Annotated in this window: 11 protein-coding genes; 9 read left to right on the top strand and 2 right to left on the bottom strand. The window is 48.0% G+C overall.

Going from position 1 to position 19,436, the window contains the following annotated elements; genetic code table 11:
- Nucleotides 1-9 precede the first annotated feature (9 nt).
- The 9 genes from B7992_RS09895 to B7992_RS09855 all read left to right on the top strand — a co-directional run bounded on the left by B7992_RS09895 (nt 10) and on the right by B7992_RS09855 (nt 13,298).
- Nucleotides 10-1,872: a GDSL-type esterase/lipase family protein gene (locus B7992_RS09895; protein ID WP_254917673.1), complete on the top strand. Its 1,863-nt coding sequence runs from the start codon at nt 10-12 to the stop codon at nt 1,870-1,872.
- Between the two features lie 10 nt (nt 1,873-1,882).
- Nucleotides 1,883-3,682, top strand: a complete 1,800-nt coding sequence (locus B7992_RS09890; RefSeq protein WP_176421908.1) for a GDSL-type esterase/lipase family protein — start codon at nt 1,883-1,885, stop codon at nt 3,680-3,682.
- A 118-nt stretch (nt 3,683-3,800) separates the two neighbouring features.
- Complete coding sequence (locus B7992_RS09885) at nt 3,801-4,724, top strand: TIGR02147 family protein (RefSeq protein WP_073158408.1); 924 nt, start codon at nt 3,801-3,803, stop codon at nt 4,722-4,724.
- Entirely contained in the window at nt 4,717-6,906 is a 2,190-nt protein-coding gene (locus tag B7992_RS09880) for a right-handed parallel beta-helix repeat-containing protein (RefSeq protein WP_088666185.1), read from the top strand. The genes B7992_RS09885 and B7992_RS09880 overlap by 8 nt, the downstream gene beginning before the upstream one ends.
- A complete protein-coding gene (locus B7992_RS09875) occupies nt 6,907-7,212 on the top strand; it encodes a hypothetical protein (RefSeq protein WP_073158413.1) in 306 nt (101 codons plus the stop codon).
- 143 nt (nt 7,213-7,355) lie between these two features.
- Nucleotides 7,356-8,870, top strand: coding sequence for a carboxypeptidase M32 (locus B7992_RS09870; protein WP_088666184.1), 1,515 nt, complete (start codon nt 7,356-7,358; stop codon nt 8,868-8,870).
- A 173-nt stretch (nt 8,871-9,043) separates the two neighbouring features.
- Complete coding sequence (locus B7992_RS09865; RefSeq protein WP_073158419.1) at nt 9,044-10,909, top strand: cellulase family glycosylhydrolase; 1,866 nt, start codon at nt 9,044-9,046, stop codon at nt 10,907-10,909.
- Nucleotides 10,910-11,118: 209 nt separating this feature from the next.
- Nucleotides 11,119-12,402, top strand: a complete 1,284-nt coding sequence (glyA, locus tag B7992_RS09860; RefSeq protein WP_073158422.1) for a serine hydroxymethyltransferase — start codon at nt 11,119-11,121, stop codon at nt 12,400-12,402.
- 35 nt (nt 12,403-12,437) lie between these two features.
- The gene (locus B7992_RS09855; protein WP_254917672.1) at nt 12,438-13,298 is read left to right on the top strand and encodes an ABC transporter ATP-binding protein; all 861 of its coding nucleotides are present in this window, start codon (nt 12,438-12,440) and stop codon (nt 13,296-13,298) included.
- A 21-nt stretch (nt 13,299-13,319) separates the two neighbouring features.
- Here the strand turns inward: B7992_RS09855 and B7992_RS09850 are convergent, their stop codons facing one another.
- Together B7992_RS09850 and B7992_RS09845 are read right to left on the bottom strand one after the other, a co-directional pair.
- Nucleotides 13,320-15,323, bottom strand: coding sequence for a BamA/TamA family outer membrane protein (locus B7992_RS09850; protein WP_088666183.1), 2,004 nt, complete (start codon nt 15,321-15,323; stop codon nt 13,320-13,322).
- On the bottom strand, nt 15,320-19,216 hold the full coding sequence (locus tag B7992_RS09845) for a hypothetical protein (protein WP_088666182.1): 3,897 nt from the start codon (nt 19,214-19,216) through the stop codon (nt 15,320-15,322). The genes B7992_RS09850 and B7992_RS09845 overlap by 4 nt, the downstream gene beginning before the upstream one ends.
- Between the last annotated feature and the right edge of the window lie 220 nt (nt 19,217-19,436).

The following is a 19,436-nucleotide window of genomic DNA, read 5'->3' as shown; positions in this document are numbered from 1 at the left end:
GTTATGGGTATGAAGTTCTTTTCTGGTAAGTTTTGGCAGGGCGCCGTCGTGGCTTCTATGTTAGCGGCTCCTGCCGCTTTGGCTCAGGTTGTTATCTATATGTGTGGAGACTCCACCATGCAGGACTGGGCTAGTGGTTACTGCCCCAAGCAGGGCCAGGGGCAGGATTTCCATTATTGGTTTGATTCTGGCTTGGCTACCGTGGTTAATCGCGGTCAGGGCGGTATGGCGGCCGATGGCTATTACGAACTTTTCTGGAAGAGCGATTGTACTCAGGGCAACTGCATTGTGAGCAAGCTGAAGGCTGGCGACTATGCGGTAATTCAGTTCGGTATCAATGATGTGAGCAAGAGTGACGAAGCTAAGTTTACCGTAGCTATGGCCACCATGGCAAAGGAAGCTCGTGCAAAGGGGGCTTATCCCATTATCATGAGCCCTATTCGTCGACTCTATTACGATTCTCCGACGCAGATCCATAACAGCTACCGCGGTTATCCTGCTCGTGCCAAGGCCATTGCCGATAGCCTTGATATTCCATTTATCGACATGAGTGAACTGGTGGCAAACTACATGATTTCTGTGGGTGAATATTACGCCCAGCAGTTTATCTTCAACTACGCCACTTCTGCTGAATACAGCAATTTGAAGTCTGACCAGACTGATGCCGTTCATCTGCAGATGAATGGAGCCAATGCCTTTGGCCGTATTATTACCGAACAGATGCGTGCTCATTCCGACCCTGTGGTAAAGAAGTTGGGCAATTACATGGCTCCTATGTACCAGGTGGACGTGAAGGTTTCTCCGGAAGGTGCTGCTGAAGCAACATCTATTGGTGCCTATTATCCCGAAGGTATGACTGTCATGTTGAAGACCATTCCCAAGAGCGGCAAGAAATTCCTGGGCTGGTATGATGGTAATGGAAATAAGGTTAGCGGTAATGCCATTTCTACCGTTAAATCTCAGTACATCTATACTTTCAAGATGGGCAATAAGTCTACCCAGTATACAGCCGTTTATGAAGGTGGTTCTGCCGTAAAGTATGAGGGTGACGGAAAGGCTTTGACTAGCTTCCCCACAACAACTCCTACGAGTCTTGATGATGTGACTTTTGAACCGTTCACTCCCATCGGCGGAAGCGATACTAATGGAGTGGCTGTAAATAAGGACATCAAGAAATATTTTGATGCCTTTAAGCCGGATACAGGTGTTGGTTTCTCTGAAGACAACTGGGCCCATACGGGTGAAGGCTTCTTTAACTTTGCCAACGAGAAGAATTCCTTTGGTACCTATAGAATGCGTTTCCCGGGGGCAGGCTATGTGACTCTTGCCGTGCGTTATGCTAATGGCGGAACTTCTGACCGTATGTTTAACGCTTATCTGGATCATGACTACTACCTGAATGCTCCTCCAACTGGTGGCTGGGACAAGTGGGATACCGCATATGTTGTTATGGATGCACCCCTTGGTGAAGCCGATTTGAAGTTTATCAGCTTGACATCTGATGGTGCTCCCAATATTGACGCCTTCGGTTTCAGCATTGATGATGTTTGTCGAGTTTCTGATACAGCATGTGTTGCAGAAGTCATTGCCAAGGAACAGGCTGAAAAGGATTCCATTGCCGCTGCAGATTCCCTGAAGAACGATTCCTCTATTGGATTTGTGAATGCCTCCCTGAATCTTCCGCAGATGGGCGAAGCCTCGGTTAGCGTTTTCGATATGCATGGTAAGCTTGTTGCCAAGAAGCAGATGGTTGTGGGCAACAAAATTTCTTCTGCTGAATTTGACGGAATGGTAAAAACTTCTGGCCTTTACCATGTGGTTATCCGCAAGGGTTCCCAGCTTATTCATCAGACTATGGCAAAGACAAAGTAGGGGTGGCAAAATGAATAAACTTTTGAAGTATTTTTCCGCTGCTGCTCTTTTTACAAGTGTTGCCGTTAGCGATACGACGAGTTTTACCATTCACGTGATTGGAGACTCCACGGTTTGCGATTACAAGGAAAATGCTTATCCGCAGACCGGTTGGGGCCAGGTTCTGGCTCCCTTCTTTGATCAGTCCCGTGTAAAGGTGATTAACTACGCCATTGGTGGTCGTAGTTCCAAATCCTTTATTAACGATGGTCGTCTAAATTCAGTTTTGGCTGCGACACAACCAGGTGATTACATCTTTGTTCAGATGGGAACCAATGATCGTGACTACTCCAAGGCGGATCGCTACGTTCCCATTGATTCCAGTGCTTATTGGTTCCAGAAATATGTTGACGGGGCTAAAAGCAAGGGTGCTCACATTGTTCTTATGAGCCCCCTGATGCTGAATACTTACCCTCGTAACGTATTCGATAATAATCTTACGGATGCTGCCCACAAGAATAAGGAATATCCTGTAAAGGATAAGATTAAGGAAGTCGCCCAGAAGAATGGTGTTCCCTTTGTTGACCTTACCACAAAGACTTATAATCTGTATACGCAGCTAAGCTCCGCCTACATTTCCCGTTACGTTTTCAAGATGTTCCTGCCAGGAGAATACCCCAATTATCCCAATGGCGTTACCAATGACGGTACCACCCATTTCCAGGAATCCGGTTCTGTAGTTCATGCGCAGCTTATCATGGATGGTCTTCGTGAAAACTCGAATAGTTCTTCTGTAAATGCTTCTGAAAAGGCCGCCTTGACTACTTTGGTGGGCGCAATTGCTCCGACCTACAAGTTGACCGTAAAGGCCAATGTTTCAGGCAGTGGCCTTATTACCCATAACCAGAATTTGCCTGGTGGCGCCGCCTTGAATCTTCATGTTTCTCCGGGAAGTTTCGGCAAGAAATTCCAGTACTGGGCTGATGATGATTGCAATAAGGTAACTGCTGATTCCAACTATTACAAGGTCAAAATGCCCTACCGCGATATCACCTTTACCGCGATGTTCGAAGGTGGTGCAAACTGCGTCACGACGGCTCACGGCGAAGAAAATATTCCTGTGCCGGGATCCAGTGCTAGCGAGGGGCCGAGCGTTTCTTCTAGTAGTGAAATAATCAAGTTTGAAATTCTTGAAGGCTCAAAAGAATGGCCTAGCGTAAGCGACTTGTCTTATCCCAACGTAGGGGAGGATGTTCAGGGTTGGACTGAAGCAAACCATGTAGGCTTTAGTGGAAAGGGCTTCTTCAACTTTGACAATGCTACGGGCCGTTACGCTACCTACAAGATGACTTCTTATCAGTCTGCCTCCAATGCAAGAATGTTTATTCGTTACTGCAATGGTAAAACCACTACAAGTAAGATGAGTGTTCAGGTGGATGCTAAAACGTACGAAGTGGAATTTCCGCCTAATGCAAACTGGGATACCTGGGATACGGTCTATGTAGATGACGTGTGGCTGGATGCTTGCGATTTCGATCTGAAGTTTACGTCTTTAACTTCTGACGGCGGCCCCAATATTGATATGGTTGGCTTTGACATCAAGGACGTTTACCGTATTGGTGCAGAACCAGCTCCTGAATGCTCCAGTAGTTCCGATCAGTCCAGCAGTTCTGTCTGTGCCGAAGGCGATGAAGATTGCAATGTATCCATTCGTCGAACTGTCCGCCAGAATGTTCAGATAAATGGCCGCACCGAACAGGTGAATCTGCTTGGTCGTACTGTCAGATCCAAGGCTTCTCACGGCGTATACCTTAACAAGAAAGCTAAGTAATTCTTAGTTGTGATTTGGAACAACCGTAGTGCTTGTTGCGCTACGGTTATTCTAAACTGTAGACGTTTTTAATGTTTAAACTGTAGACTTCGATCGTCATTTTTGTATATTGTAAATTATGGTGAATCTTTTTGAATACTTGAACTATCGCGATTTCCTGAAGGATGCCTACGAAGAACGGCATGCGGCTGAATGGCGTTTCAGCCACCGTTTTATCGCAGAGAAGGCCGGAATCGATGGCTCCATGTTCAATAAGATTCTTCAGGGCAAACGCAACTTGACTCCGCGTCTGGTTCAAGTTTTTGCAGACCTGTTCTGCAATGACGGTCGCGAAAAACAGTATTTCGCGGACATGGTCTCTTTCAATCAGGCCAAAAACCATTCCGAAAGTCGCCAGTACCTCGAAAAGTTGGTGGCCACCAAGGAATGCAAAGTCGAAAATGTGGCCCGCGACCAGTTTGAATATTTTGATCACTGGTATCATGCGGTTATTCGCGAATTGATTACCTTCTACCCTTATGTGGGGGATGATGCGGCCTTGGGCCTCATGGTCCGTCCGCCGATTTCCGCTAGTCAGGTGAAATCCTCTGTGGCCTTGCTGGAACGTCTTTCCATGATCCGCAAGAATCCGGAAACTGGTTTTTATGAACAGACCCAGGGCTTGATTTCTAGCGGAAGCGAATCCTATAGCACGGCGGTTAATTCTTACATCCAGCAGAATCTGGATGTGGCTACATCGGCTATTGACCGCTTTGAACGAGAGGAACGAAACCTCTCTACTTTGGCATTTGGTTGCGATGAAGATACCTATAAGGAATTGGTTGAAATGGTTCGCCGTTTCCGTCGCGAAGTTCTGGCCAAGGTGAATCAATGCCAGAAACCCAATCGAGTTTTCCAGTTGGGGATGCAGTTGTTCCCTTTAAGCGATCCTTATCCACCTCCCGTAAGGCGTGGACGTAAGCGTCGTATTATCGGTGAAGAAATCCGCAACGAAGTTAACGACGAAGTTGCAGGCGAACAGATGGAGGCTTCCAATGATTAAAAAGCCCTTCTGGTTGATTTTGGGTGGAGCTCTCGCTGCATTGACAACATCCTGTTCCAATGACAAGGATGAAGTTGCCGGTGGTACCGAAGCTGAATCTACAATTGCCTTGCAGATCCAATTGGCGGATGGTGCGCCTGCTGCCAAGTCCCGTATTCGCGTGTTGCCGGTAGGATATTTGTCTGACGGCTTGTCTCAGGAAGAATGGTCTGATACGGATGACCGCGGTTATGTAAAGCTAACTGTGGATCCTGGTGAATACTCTGTAGAAATCCGTGGAGAAAGTGATTCCTCTGCATTAGGTGCCGTATTTACCAAGTCCGTAGAGCTGCAGGAAGTGTCTGCTGTTGATTCCATTGCACTTGGCGCACTCACTACCATCGAGGGCTTTGTTGCACCTGGGCAAGGTCCTTCTGTCATTAGAATTCCTGGCTTGGAACGTTTTGTAGTTCCCGATAGCGCTGGACATTTTGTAATTGATTCCCTTCCTGCCGGAAATTTTGAAGTTCTTATCGAGAGCCGAAGCAACCGCGGTACAATCAAGTTGAGCGCATCTGCCGGTGAAACCGTGCCCGAAATAAACCTAGGCGCTCCCCGTGGTTTTGCTGTGGAAGATTTCGAAAGCTTTAGCGGAATTTCTGCCACGGGAGCTATTCTTGGTGATGGCTGGTGGTTTACCATGGATGCCGATGGCCAGAACTTGATGCCCCTCTGGGATGAATCCCTGACGCAGACATTCTCTGGTAATGATGGCTGTGCGTCGGGTGGTTGCGCCCGAATTTTTGGAGAAGGTAAATCCTCTCGTTCTTCGACGCACTTGGGTTTCTTGCTGGGCGGATATCGAACTGATTACGAATTGCCTGGCTTTGATTCCCTGATGTTCAGTGCCCGTGGCCATGGAACCTTGCGTGTGGCTCTTTCGGCTTATGATAGCTCTGCCAAGAGCATAGAGTTTGACGTGGATCTGTCAAAGGTTTGGCAAGGATTCGCTCTTCCTGTGGGGTCGAAGAAAGTTGCTGTAAACCGAATTGACTTTAGCGTGAATGCTAGGGATACGGTCTTCCTGGATGATGTGTTCCTGGGCGGCGTTTCTGAAGAATCCCTGAAAAAGATTTCAATGGGCGTAAGCGAGGATCGTTCAACTTATCCTGCAGACTGGAGGGATCACGCGGCCTTATTGAGGGAAGTTGTCGGCTATGCATCGGGTGTTCGTGGCGGTGAAGGCTACATCGACAGCCTGGCTGCAGATTCTATCCAGGGTGAAATTTGCCTTGTTACGACAACAGAGGATTACATCATTGTAGAAGATACCACCAATGTGGACTCTACCGGAAAGGCGGCCACTACCGCCGTAATCGCTCCCGGTTCCTTGCGGGATTGCGCCTATCGTGATGGACCGACCTGGATTCTTTTCGAGAAAAGCGGAACTTATAATTTGACGGCGGCTCTTCGAATTAAGTCCAACAAGACTTTTGATGGTCGCGGTCGAGATATCCGCATTTCTGGTATGGGAATTATGACGGAGGAATCGTCTAACCTGATTTTTGAAAATCTGACGTTCTCTGCTCCGTCGACAGTTGTTTCCGATACAGCAAATCGCAGGGCCATTTCTCTTCACAATAACACCCATCATGTGTGGATTGACCATTGCTCCTTTGAAGAATATCCCATTGTCGAAGTTGATGTGAAACGCGGTTCCCATGACGTAACTATTTCATGGTCTCGTTTTGAAAATGCAGAAACGGGTGTCCTTTTTGGCCTGACTCCGGATTTGATCGATGAATCGACTCAGACTTTGACGTTGCATCACAATTTCTTTGATAATATGAGCTGGTCTGGCGCTTTTGCAAGACGCGGTCGCCTGCATGCATTCAATAACTTCTTTAAGAACCTGGATCGCTATGCCGTAGAATGCACGGACTCCGCCAGTTGCTATATTGAAGGCAACGTGTTCAACATGGATGATCCTGTGCTCGTTTACAGTTTCTTTGATGACGAAGGCACTCCGATCGATACATCAGTTGGCTTCCCCAAGATGGTCGGTAACTGGTATACGGTTGGCGGTGATCCTCTGAAAGTCTCAGTTTCATCCCTGGAATACAAACCGGACTATGGTTATTTGGCAGAGCCTGCCGATGCGGACCTTGCCTGGACCCTCAAGGATAAAACTGGACCTCGTTAAATGAAACAAAAACTTCCTGCAATTCTGTTCCTGATATCAACCGGCTTTTCTGTGGTTGTCTACCTGAAGGTGGCTGAACTTTCCGGACATGAACTTCTTGGTGTGGTGGCGGCCATGGGCTTTTATATGGCCGTTTTTGCCGTGCTGTGTGTCCTGTTCAATACTAAGGAAAAATCTGGAGAAGAAAAGTCAACCTGGCAGGAACTGAAGGAACTGCAGGAAGCGACCCGCAAGGCCTCGGAAGAGGAATTCTCCAGAAAGTCCGCCGAAAAGAACAACGAAAACGTCAAGGACGAAAATTCCTGAATTCAATGGTTGGCATGGTTCTTGCATTAACAGGAACATGTTGTTTTTGACTATTGGAATTTTCCATTATCTGTCTGTCTTTCAAGGTTAGACGTTTTTCTATTACATTCCCTGTATAGTACGTCTTTTTTTAGAGGTCTCGTATGTCCAAACTTTCCGAATCCTTGTCTCTGGTAAAAAAAATCCTGTCTGAAGTTCGCATGTATAATCAGGCATCGGCTGTATTGAATTTTGATATGCAGACTATTTGCCCCAAGGAGGGGATGAATGCTCAAGGCGAGGTGGATGCCTTCTTGAGTAATAAGGCCTTTGTCCTTCAGAAGGATGCCGCCTATATCGAGGCTTGTCTGTACATCTATGATCATCGGGATGAACTGACTGACGAATTTGACCGCTGCCTGGCCGAAAGTCTTCATCGTGATTATGCCCGCGAAAAAAACGTGACTCCCGAAATGCAGCACGAACGTTCCCTGACGTACAACAAGGCTTATGTTAATTGGCTTGAGGCGAAAAAGTCGAAGGATTTTGGCATTTTTGCTCCAAGTCTTGCCGAGGTGCAGAAGATTCAGGTTCGTGAAGCGGACCTCAATGAAGAACGTAAGGAAACGCCCTACGATACTCTGTTCGACGGTTATGAACAGGGCTTGTCTTCTCGAGACCTGGATGATTGTTTTAACGAATGCAAGGCTCGCCTGGTGCCGCTGCTTAAGCGCATCATGAACAGCAAGAAAAAGATCCGCACGGATTTCTTGAGCCGTCCTGTAAAGGATGAGGCCCAGAAAGCTTGTACTCAGTATCTGCTGGAAACCATGGGCTTCGATTTTAACCGCGGAGCCTTTGCCACTACGGAACATCCCTTTACTACGGAAATTGGCAAGAATGATATTCGCGTGACGACCCATTATTACCCGGATATGTTCTATTCCAACATCTTCAGTATTATTCATGAAGGTGGTCATGCGCTGTTTGAACAGAACCAGCCTAAGGAAAACTATAGCCACTTTATTGAATTCAATAAGACTATGGGAATGCATGAAAGTACCAGCAGATTTTATGAGAATCGCATTGGCCGCAGCCGTGAATTCATTTCGCTGATTTACCCCAAGTGCTGTGAACTTTTCCCCAATGTTTTTGAAGGCGTTTCTGAACAGGAATTCTATGAATCCATGAATACGGTAACGCCTAGCCTGATCCGTACTGAAGCGGATGAATTTACCTACACTTTCCACATCATTATCCGTTATGAAATCGAGAAGATGATTGTGAATGGTGGTGCCGACGTGGATGTTGCCGCCTTGCCGAAATTGTGGAACGACAAGTATGCCGAATATCTGGGAATCCGTCCGGCTCATGATGCGGAGGGTATTCTTCAGGATGTTCACTGGACCAGCGGATTTGGCTATTTCCCCACGTACGCCCTGGGCAATATGTATAATGCCATGTACTATAACACCATGAATAAGCAGTTCGATATAAAGTCTGCTGTCCTTGCCGGCGATTTCAAAAAAATCAACGGGTGGATGACCGAAAACGTGTGGGCACGCGCCGATAGGGAGTCGCCAAAGACCTGGATTAAGAACATTACGGGCCGTGATTTTACTCCCACGGATTTCCTGGACTATCTGGAAAGCAAATACAGCGAGATTTATGAACTGTAATTTTGGTACAATTTGTATCAAATGCGTTTTTGAAATGTGATGTGTATCAAAAAATGCTCAAACAGCTAGTACAGTTGTTTGAGTTTGCTTTTTGATAACCCGTGCGAAATTTTCTTTGTACGTTTATCTTTTTGTTAGGATGATTGGGATTCACCCTAGTGTATGAGGATGTTATGAAGAAGATTATCGCATTGGGTCTTATGACCGCAGGTCTTGCCACTATGGCATTTGGCGCAAATCGCGTCGGTCCCGTTTCTCAGTATGGTCAGCTTCAGGCTGGCAAGAACGCCGCAGGCAAGGGCCGTATTTACGGTAGCTGCCCGGCTTACAGCACCAGCGGCAACGAAGTCGCTGTTCAGGGTATGAGCCTTTTCTGGTCCATGACGAAAACTGCCGGTATTAATTTCTGGAACGGAGACGTCATCAAGGGCCTGGTGGATAAGCACAAGATCCAGCTGATTCGTGCTCCCATGGGTGTTGATGGCTCCTGGGAAGATGATGTTGGCAACTACTACACCAATGCCATGCACGAAACCGCCATGAATGCCGTTGTCCAGGCTGCTATCGATAACGATATCTACGTGCTTATCGACTATCATTCCCATTGCGCCGAAAAGAATACTGCAGGTGCAACTCAGTTCTTTGGCAAGATGGCTCAGAAGTGGGGCAAGTACGACAACGTAATCTTCGAAATTTATAACGAACCCAAGCATGGTGATTGCAACGAAGAAAATCCTTGGTACGATGCTGCAGAAGCAAAGAATTACTGGAAATCTAACATCTATCCCTATGCAAATGCCGTCATTTCTGAGATTCGTAAATATTCCGACAACCTGGTTGTTGTTGGTACGCCATATTACGATCAGTACGTAGATGCTGCGGCCGTTCAGCCTATTAACGACAAGAATGTTGCCTATACATTTCATTATTACGCAGGTGAAGAAGTCCAGAATTCCGAATGGACTCACAAGGTGGATGTACTTGGCAAGAATCCCGAAAATATGATGAACAAGGGTTACTCTGTGTTCGTTACGGAATGGGGTAACTCTGGTCCCAGTGGCGATGGCGGCTTTACTAAAAGCTACAGTACTACCTGGTACAATTGGATGAAGACCAACCAGCTCTCCGGTGCCAACTGGTCTGTGTCCAACAAGGCTGAAACGGCTTCCTACTTCACTACCGGTGTTTCTGCAAGTACTCCTTCTAGCCAGTGGAGCTATACCGAAAGCGGTAGCTGGACAAACGAGAACGTATTTGCTGCATTGCCGGCAACTTATAAGGCTTGCGACGGTTCTTCTGCTCCGTCTTCTGATAGCCAGCAGCAGAACGCCTCTTCTTCTAGCCAGCAGCAGATTGCCAGCTCCAGCAGCCAGCAGCAGATCGCAAGTTCTAGTGCTCAGCAGCAGGCTCAGTCAAGCAGCGCTCAACAGCAGGTCGCAAACTCCAGCGCCCAGCAGCAGATTACTTCCAGTGCTAGCCAGACTGTTACCGGCGGCGCAAATGTTTCCGGTAGCCTGAATCAGACTGTGGCTCAGGGCGGTACCTTTAACACCATTACCATTACTGGCGTGAGCAGCTTCAATCGCGATACTTACTCAGCTTACTTCCTCCAGGTCAAACAGGAAGGGGATAAGGTGACTATCAGTACCCAGGGTGGTGCAATCGATCAGTATTTGAATACGGGTGATTACTCGGATACCTTTACCGTTAACGGTGAAAAGCTGACCTTGAACGTGAAGGTCGTTGCCGCCGGTACAGAAATCGCTTCCAGTGATTCCCAGGCTCCGGCAAGCTCTGCTACAGCGGCCCTGGCTGCTGTCCAGAAGTCCTATATCACCGTGGCTGTGGCTGGCCGCATGCTGAACATCGCTGGCGTAACCTCCGCCGATGTGGATTTGTTTGACCTGCAAGGTCGTCCCATGGTCCGCCTGAAGAATGTGGTTGGTTCTGCTGACTTGTCCGCAGTTCCCAGTGGCAACTACATTGTCAGAGTCCGTTCCGGTGCGGTGAACATGACCCGAAAGGTGAACCTCCGATAATACGATTTGCTAAAATGGCGCCCGAAAGGGCGCTTTTTTGCTTTTAGGTGGTGTATTGAAAATCCCTAGGAACGTCTAATTTTTCGTAACTTGTTGAAAGTCAATGGATTACGAAAGCGATAGGCGAAATGAAGCAAAAAACGGCAAAAATCTTTAAAAAACGGCCTTAAAATACTATTTTTACGTCCGTAAACTCAAAGGAGCTACTAATGCTTAAATCTACTCTGCAGCAGACCGATCCGGCAATCTTCGACATCATCAAGGAAGAAGCCGAACGTCAGGAATATGGCATCGAACTGATCGCCTCCGAAAACTACACCTCCAAGGCCGTCATGGAAGCTATGGGTTCCGTGCTGACCAACAAGTACAGCGAAGGCTACGTTGGCAAGCGCTACTACGGTGGTAACGAAGTGATCGACAAGATGGAAGCCCTGGCAATCGAACGTTGCAAGCAGCTCTTTGGTTGTGACCACGCAAACATCCAGCCCCTTTCCGGTTCTCCTGCAAACGCCGCTGTCTACATGGGCGTTCTCAAGCCGGGTGACAAGGTTCTCGGCCTCAAGCTGGACCACGGTGGACACCTTTCTCACGGCCATCCGGTGAACTTCTCCGGTATGCTCTACAACTTCGTCCAGTACGAAGTGGATAAGGAAACTGGCCGCATCGACATGGACAAGGTCCGTGAAATCGCTCTTAAGGAAAAGCCCCGCATGATCCTCGCTGGCTTCTCCGCTTACAGCCGCAACCTTGACTGGATGAAGTTCAAGGAAATCGCCGACGAAGTTGGCGCTCTCACCATGGCTGACATTTCTCACGTTGCTGGCCTCATCGCTGGTAAGGCAATCGAATCTCCGGTTCCCTACTTCGATATCGTCACCACCACCACCCATAAGACTCTCCGCGGTCCCCGTTCTGCAATCATCATGTGCAAGGACAAGATGATCAAGAAGATCGTCAAGGGTGAAGAAAAGGAAGTCTCCCTGCCCAAGGCAATCGACGCAGGTCTGTTCCCGGGTATGCAGGGTGGTCCCCATGACCACATCAACGCTGGTAAGGCTGTTGCCTTCCTGGAAGCTCTCCAGCCGGAATTCCAGACCTATGCCCAGAACATCATCAAGAACGCAAAGGCTATGGCCGACGAACTGATGAAGCTCGGTTACAAGATCATTTCCGACGGTACCGACAACCACCTCATGGTTGTGGACATGACTTCCAAGGGTATCGGTGGTAAGGATGCCGAAATCGCAATGGAAAAGGTTGGCATCTCCTGCAGCCGTTCTACCATTCCGTTCGACACTCGCAAGCCCATGGATCCGTCCGGCGTACGTCTTGGCACCGCTGCCATCACTACCCGTGGCTTCGACGAAAACGATTCCCGCCTGGTAGCTCAGATCATCGACCGTTGCATCCAGAACAAGGACAACGAAGAAGGCCTGAAGGCTATCCGTCAGGAAATCATCGACCTCTGCAAGAAGCACCCGCTTTACGCATAAGCGCTTCGCGCTTTTGAAAAGACCTCAAGTCGTCTATGAGCGGCTTGGGGTCTTTTTTCTATATTCTGAACATGGACGCAATCAAGCTTGAAAACGTTTCCTTTCGCTATCCGAGGGCGGCTGTAGAGGCTCTTTCCCAGGTGAATCTTCAAATTCCCCAGGGGAGTTTCTTTGCGTTGCTGGGCCCCAATGGGGCGGGGAAGACGACCTTGTTGCGATTGCTTTGCGGTCGTTTCGCGTCTTATGAGGGAACCTTGAATATTGCGGAAGGATTCCGCGGGCCTAACGGCTTTCTTGACCCCAAGTCCTATGGAATTCTCCTTGAAAATCCTGGCGTCTACCCGAAACTTTCCGTTGAAGAATATGTGAAGTATTTTGCGGGCATGTACGGCTGTGGCGAATGCGGAACCCGTTTGCAATCCCTTGCCAGGGACTTGGAGTTGCCTGCCTTGTCGACGAAACTTTCCGCTCTTTCCTTGGGGAACCGTCAGAAGGTTCAAATCCTGCGAGCCTTGATTCATAATCCAAAGTTATTGATTCTTGATGAACCTGTAGCTAATCTGGACCCAATGTCCCGCGAAACGGTTTGGCGCCTTATTGCGGATTGGCGTAAACGGGATGGTGGCACCGCCATTGTGTGTTCCCATATCCTTGCCGAAATGGATCAGGAAGCTACAGATTATGCCATTGTGAACCATGGCAAGATTCTGAAGGCGGGGGCGGCTCCTTCTAATGCGCACTCTCCTTTGCAAAAGGGCAAAAATTTTGACTTGTCCTTTGAACAGGATGTTTCCCAGGAGCTGATTCAGCGTGCTTTAGAAAGCGCTGGCCTTCCTTCGGTTTCTATAAGGTATGCGGGATCCTCTCTTGCGGATATCTATAAAGAGAACGTCTAATCCCGAATATAAGTTTTGACTTTAGAACGTGTGGGATAGGTCGAAGGCGAATCTGCTCCAGGCGAATCCTTCTGCACTCCAATCGGTCAAATTTTTCTTGAAGGCGTAATCAAGTCGGAAAGTCAGGAATTGCCAACTATAGCGAATTCCGAGGCCAAGGCTTTCATTTCGGGCTGATGTGTAGATGTCGTCTTCATCGTCGGTTACTTTAGCCCAGTCGTAGAATTGTACGAGTTGCCAGTGTCTCCATCCTTTCCAGGGGAACATCCAGCGGATTTCTTCGTTGAATCTGAAGTAGGTGGGGGTAAGGCCCGTGTTGATGATTGTGTCTGCCTTGATGGAAGATTCTTGCCCTGTGTAGATGATAGAATCTCGGCTGGCAAAAATATGTCTGAATTTATAACCGCGAACGGATCGGGAACCGCCCTGGTAGAAAATGCGTGCGTCTTCTTCCAGGGCCTTTGCGAAGAAGCGGCCCGTACTTCCACTAATTGCTCCGAAAAATGTCCAGAATAGGGGGAGGTAGGCGTTTGCTGTTATTTCGCCGTAGGTGTAGGGATCGCCTCTCATGTTGAATGATTTCAGATCGCCGTCCCAGTTCGTTCCTGCGCCGAATGTGGGGGCAAGGCGGATTCCCTTGGTGGGGTTGAAATAGTCGTTGGTAAAGTCAAATGTAAGGGCAATTTCACCCTTTAGCTTAAGCAACTTATCTTTATTTTGCGTTTCTAGCAAAGAGTCCTGTGAACTTGAGAGGCTTGCTGTATCGCTGATGTCTGCGGCGCCTGAATTCTCCTTGCTTACGACAAGTACGGTATCCTTGGCTTTGGAAACGTATCGGGTATCGATCGTGCCGCGGAATCTAATATGGTTGGTAATGCCGAAGGTAATGTCTCCTCGGTTGATGATTTCGTAGCGTTCTTCGTATCGGTCATCGTAGGCGGGCTGCGTGATTTTTTCGTGGTTTAATGTCAGTCGGTTGTCGAAACGGATTGCTGTGGGAATAAAGCTTACGGATGTTCCGAAAAGTAGCGGGTTTGCGTAACCGATGGAGGCTTCCTGCTTGTGTTGTGCAATTTGAACACTTGATGAAAATTCGTGGAAGTGACCGAAGAAGTTTTTGTGACGAGCGTAGGCCAAGGCTCCGAATCCGTAGATTTCTTCATAGAAAAATCCGTAACGAGTTTCGCCGGGTACACGCTCCGTTACGTTTAGATATACGTCAGACAGACCGTCTTCGCGGAGGGTGTCGCTCATTTTTACCTGAGTGAACAACTGGGTCGAGAACAGTTTCGACTTGAATGAATTGTACTGGTTTCCGTCAATCAGTTCGCCTTGTTCGATTTTCCATAGGCTTGAAAGCCAGGCGGTATCCGTAAGTCCTGCTTCCGTTGGCCCCTGCAGTTTTTTGTCGGCGGAACGGAAGCTGGTGCTGATCATGTTTCCCATCAGGACTTTGGCACCTGGGGTAATTGTAATCTCGACAAATATCTTCTTGTGTAGGGAATCCAACATTTCAATGGAAGAAAGATAGGCGTGAAGATAGCCTTCCTTGCGGTATACGCGCTGGATTTCCTGCAGGTCTTCCGAGATGTCTTCCTGGTTGTAATAGTTTTCCTTTGAAATGTTCAATTTGCTTTCGTCAATTTCCAATTTTGCTTCTTCGGGAACGATGATTTTTGCACCGCTAAATTTGTAACGTTCGCCGTCTCGGATGTGGATGATATAACCTCTCTGGACAATACCTTCCGAGGTTGTGTCCTTGCGGATGTTGAGTGCCATGTCAAGGCTGTAGTAACCTCTAGAGTAATAGAGAGCCTTGATGTTCTCTATAGAAAGTCTCATGAGGAAGTCTTGCTTTGTGGTGTCCATCTGGCCGAACTCTTCGGGAACGTCGAGCTGTTCTTCTAACTGGTAATTAGTGAACGCCTTGTTTCCGGAGATTTGTACAAACCAGGGATGCTTTACATCGTCTGCTGCCCATGAAAACGCAATCATTGCCAAGAGGAGGATTAGAAATTTATTCATTTGGATGTGTCCTCCCTGGAATCCTGATTTTGGGTATGCTGGCTACCTATGCTTTCACAACGGCCGATTCCTAGCAAGCAGGGGTTCCAATAACGGTAGACATAGTTGATGCCGATATTCTTTTCAAGTCGGTCATCGTCGCGTTCTGTACCGGAGTTGGTCAGGTATTGCTTTCTGGTTAATAGGGCGTTAAGTGATAATGCCGGTGCAATGTGGTTCTTGTGGGAGTATTCAGCTTCCTGGAATACAGGAAGTGTGTAGTTAGCTCCGAACTGAACGGATTGTTCGTAGGTGGGGTTTACGCTCTGGTCCTTGGTATAGCCGAATACCAGACTCAAATTTTTTACCCAGCGGTCTAATGAAACCGGAATCTTGAAGTAGCTGGAATCCTTGTCGCTGGTGGTGGTGTTTTCAAACAGCATCACCTTCATGTCAATGTCGCCAATGTAGTCGCCGCCAAGAGTCTTGTTTGCCGTTGTTGAAATAACCTTGCCGATTGCCTTGCCTGCGATTCGGTTCCAGTCTGCGGATTCGCCGCCTTTGTCTGCAATACAGCCTAGGAGAACGTTGTAGTAAATTACCGCAGGGGATGATTCGATACCGCAATTCGAAGATGGCATGGGCTGGGGATTGGTAATTGTTCCCTGAATGTCCAAATTGATAGGACAGGTTTCGTTAACGCTTTCTGAATTTTCGTTACAATAGGGAAGATCCTGGCTACTGGTTACGTCGATAACGCCCTTTTGCCAGGGCACATCGTTCCAAGAAATTTGGAAGGAGTTCAAGTTGAATTCGTAGACTTCGTGGATGCCGATAAATCCGTTGTTCGTATTTGCAATGTCACCTCTGAGCAAGGGCCTTGTGGTATTGCCCAAAACCCAGATGTCCAAAGTAACGGGGAAGGTAGCGAACGGTGTCACGATACCAACAGAATCCCTTTGGGAATCGCTAATATGAAGTGAAAGATTGATTGGGCTTGCCGTAGAGAGCTTTTCTTCTTGAACTTCTTTTTTCTTTAACTTGGCGACGCCGTTGTTGAACATGGCGATGTATTTGTCAATGGCCGAAGGTGTAACTTCGATATCAAGATCGCGATAATAAACGAGTTTGTCTATAAGGATGTTTCCTGCGATGGTGTTGTTCTGAATCTGGCCCGCCTTGCTATGGGGGATAATGTAGGCAATGTCGCCTCTGGCTAATGCTTCAGCCTGTCCAATAACGTCATCGTTAAAATTGTAAGTGATCTTTGGAATGTCTGCGGTTATGGTGAGATTTTCGTCTCCATCTTCAAGGTGCCCGCTGATACCTTCCAGAACCAGCTTGTGCTGGTCCATCTCAATCGTGTAGCGGTCTGACCTAACGTCAATGGCATTAAGCTTTAGACTGTCGAGTTGGAATTTTAATGTAGCTTCGATAGTTTCGTTATTGCGATTGGTTGTCTTGGCGGAGGAAATGTCCAGTAGACCGTTTTCAATGCGTCCTCTTAAACTGATGGGGAAGGAAACGTTCATCTTGGGCGGGTTATATCGAGTGGAATCTGCGGTGATGTCTGCAGTAATTCCCTTGAATCCCTTGCGGATGTCTGCGGTAATGTCGACATGGAGGTCCGTGTTGGTGATTTCGCTGATAGTTCCGGGAATGTACCAGGAACCGTTTGCGTCAACGGTACCCTTGAACTTCAAGTCGTTGTCGATGAAGCCTTCCGACCATAAAGTGCCACCATTGTCACTTCCATGAGAGAAACTGAGGTGTCGCCTGTCGTCAAAAATATGATCGATGATTATCTGCGTGTTTCCTGTCCAACCACCACGGCCAATGTCCAGATAGGAATTTAGCTCGACCTTGTCTTTTTCTGCAAAGATGTTCAACTTCTTGATTCGGAGCAAATCTGGCGAGAGGTCGTTAAACTCGATATTGGAGAAGTCCAGGTTCCCCATAACGCCTGTATTCTGGTTGAACGACAATTGGCCCGAGAGCATACCGGAGGCGAAGGTGCTGTCGTTTAGTGGCTCTAGCAGGAGCGGAATACTGAAGTCATTTGAGGAAATACTTGCTTCGAGAACCTGGATGGGAAGGAAGGGAGTGGGCTTGAAATCCGGGTTCGAATCATTGGGCAATATGAATGAACCGTATGCGTTTACTTCATTCCTGTTGTAAATGCTATGGGCTCTGTCAATGAAAATCGTGTCCTTATTCTGTCTTGCGATTACGTCTGCAACCATGTTGTATTCGGCCACTTCGCCGTCAATGGTAACGTTGGCGAATCCAGTGGAGTCGTCGATATTCCAATGCCACATTCCGCTCACGCGGCCTCTAATTCGGTCTGATATGGACAAATCCGCAAAGGGTATTGTTGCAATGATGGCCTTGTCTGCGCTGACATCAATTGCGATAGAATCTCCGATGTCGATATAGGCGCTGGCCTTACCGCCATGTCGTTGAGTGATGTTCCATGAGGTGTGAGGACGTTCATGATTCCATTTTACGTCGCCATCGAAATCGAACGTTTCATTCGGGGTGTAGATGACACCCTTTGAAAAATCAATTCCCTTGGTGTCAAGATCCAGGGTGACTTGCATGGAATCGGCCGTCATGTGATAGGCGTAGGCAACGGTGTCGAACTTCGCCAGAATTCGGAGCTTGTGTCCGTCGCAGGTTCCGTAAAGTTGCGGTCTTCCGCCCAAGGTCAAGTTTCCGTGAGTCCAGTCCAGAGCCCAAGGTTCGTAAGGGGAGATGTCTCCGATGAATGTAATCATCAGGGAATCCCTCAAGTCGATTGTTCCATTGACGTAGGACCCCTGTCTTGTTTCCAGGGAGGCTCGGATGACCATGTCGTTTATGTCGGCGGAACGAATGTCTACGTCCATAGGCATCATCTGCGGTCCGTACAGGGCGCTCATGTTTTCGACCTTGCCTTCTACGTGTCCGTTAAGATTCGTGTCGAAATCTCCGGCAAGGTGGATGGAGCCGCCTTCGTCGTTTTGCAGAAGAATGTCTGCGTTAATCTTTTCCTGATTTCCCTGGACCTTGATTGTCACTCGTTCCGGTTCCAGCGGCCACAGGGCTCCGACTCGTGTGCGGATGGTGCTGTTGTAGAAGACCGTTTCCTTTCGGGTGTCTAAGGTTGCCTCGGCAACGACATCGATTTTACCGATTTCAGGAATCTCTTCGGGGAGCTTGAACGGCAACCATTCGGCGGGGTTCTTTACAGAAATGTTGGTCTTCGCCTTGATTCGGCTCATGTCCTTCTTGGGAACGTTTGCCTTGATCTGGACGGAATCCTTGCTTGTTTTTACGCTAGCCTCTAAAGTCAGCTTTGCCCCTGCGAAGTCCCCTTTCATCTTGACTGAGGCGGGGTTGCTTACGAAGTCTCCGTTGACTTGCCTGATTCCTACGTTGAGCGCGTATTCCCCGTTGTTCTGTACGCTGAGCCCCTTGGCGTTCCAGGACTTTCCGTCGGACAGCCTGATGTTTGCGTCCTCGATGTTGACTGAAACGTTTGCCGGGAATCTAAGGTTGTCGGGGAATGCAGGGTTGGTGGTATCTTTTGTCGCAGAAAGGGTGTCGCTTTGTGGAATGGCGATGAATGCATCCACATGGTCCATTTTCAGGCTTACCCCCCGGTTTTCTCCAAGAATGGTGATGTCCAGGTTAGGGTTTATGATTTTTACTTCGGTAGAGTCCGTCGAAATGAAAAGGGAATCGAAGGAATGCTCTAACAGGGACTGCGCGTTGTGGCCGTAGGGGGTAATCGTTACCCCGGAAAAAGTGTGTGGGGCGGAAAGGTAGCGTTCCACAAACGCATGAACAAACCAGACGCCAAGAGCGATGGCGCCTACTGCAGCAGTTGCAAAAAATGCTGTTCCAAAGAATGTCTGTTTGCGTTTTTTCAAACTGAGTCCAAGTATAGAAAATGCGATAATTCGTTGATGGTCAACAAGTTATGAAAACGGCTCGTAATTTGTACACAAGTGCTTTTTTGTGTAGTATTTTATTGTCGCTTTCCGATATCGGGCGCACACCTGTAATTTGAGCGGAAATTTTGCTTTTTTACCTATTATTATTACTATATTCAGTGCGCTATTATTGGGCTTTGGAGCCCGCCGGAAACAA

Source organism: Fibrobacter sp. UWH1 (assembly GCF_002210365.1).
Taxonomy (GTDB): Bacteria; Fibrobacterota; Fibrobacteria; order Fibrobacterales; family Fibrobacteraceae; genus Fibrobacter.
The sequence above is the reverse complement of the archived record's forward strand: the minus strand, read 5'-3'. Positions and strand labels throughout refer to the sequence as shown.